The following is a 704-nucleotide window of genomic DNA, read 5'->3' as shown; positions in this document are numbered from 1 at the left end:
AAACGCGCCTGTCATTTCGAGGCCATGGTCACGATTGCCTGCCTGATGGAGTGGCTCTGAAGGTTTGCGGACACACCCTAGCACTTGGTGGGGTCGAATGTGGGCGGGGCAGGGACATCCAAGGATAAATTCACCGTCATACCCATGACGCCACTCGGTCCGAGTTGAGCGTCGTCGCAAACGTCCAGCGCGGTTTCGTGTGGCCACTGTTGACCATCCTCGCGGGCAGCCGGGCCGCGTGGACGCTCCTGCGGTGACGGGAGATGAAACGTTCAAGGGGCATTCTCCTCAGCTAGGTCAAGGCCGTCGACGAAAGCCATCAGAAAGCCCGCACCGAGCCCTTAGCTGAGAGCATTCCACTCACCTACACTCAGGACAATGATTCCCTTGTTGCCGGCGCGCAGGACCCGGTCAAGGGCGGTGCAGTTCCGCTCGGAGGACCCTCTTTGCTGCGCAGCAATACCTCTATACGTCCAGGTGAGCGGCGCCGCACGCCGCGATGACTTGGAAACCGTCGCCCGCACGACCAACACCTTCAACACTTGCGTATGCGCCTGGAAGCAAAATCAGGTCAGCCTGTACGGTCTCGAGGAGCAGTTTTCCGAATTTACCGCATTCATGATGACCTGACCCCTGTTTCTCGGTCCACTCCGATTGCGACAAGATGGGCAATCCGGAGGCGCGATGAAAGGAAAACGATATAC

Annotated in this window: 1 protein-coding gene; it reads left to right on the top strand. The window is 58.8% G+C overall.

What is annotated here, in order from left to right; genetic code table 11:
- Positions 1-378 precede the first annotated feature (378 nt).
- Positions 379-630, top strand: coding sequence for a hypothetical protein (locus IEY21_RS16695; protein ID WP_188905466.1), 252 nt, complete (start codon positions 379-381; stop codon positions 628-630).
- Positions 631-704 lie beyond the last annotated feature (74 nt).

It is taken from the genome of Deinococcus aerophilus (assembly GCF_014647075.1).
In the GTDB taxonomy this organism is placed as follows: domain Bacteria; phylum Deinococcota; class Deinococci; order Deinococcales; family Deinococcaceae; genus Deinococcus; species Deinococcus aerophilus.
Note: the sequence above shows the minus strand (reverse complement) of the source record. Positions and strands in the feature narration are given on the sequence as shown.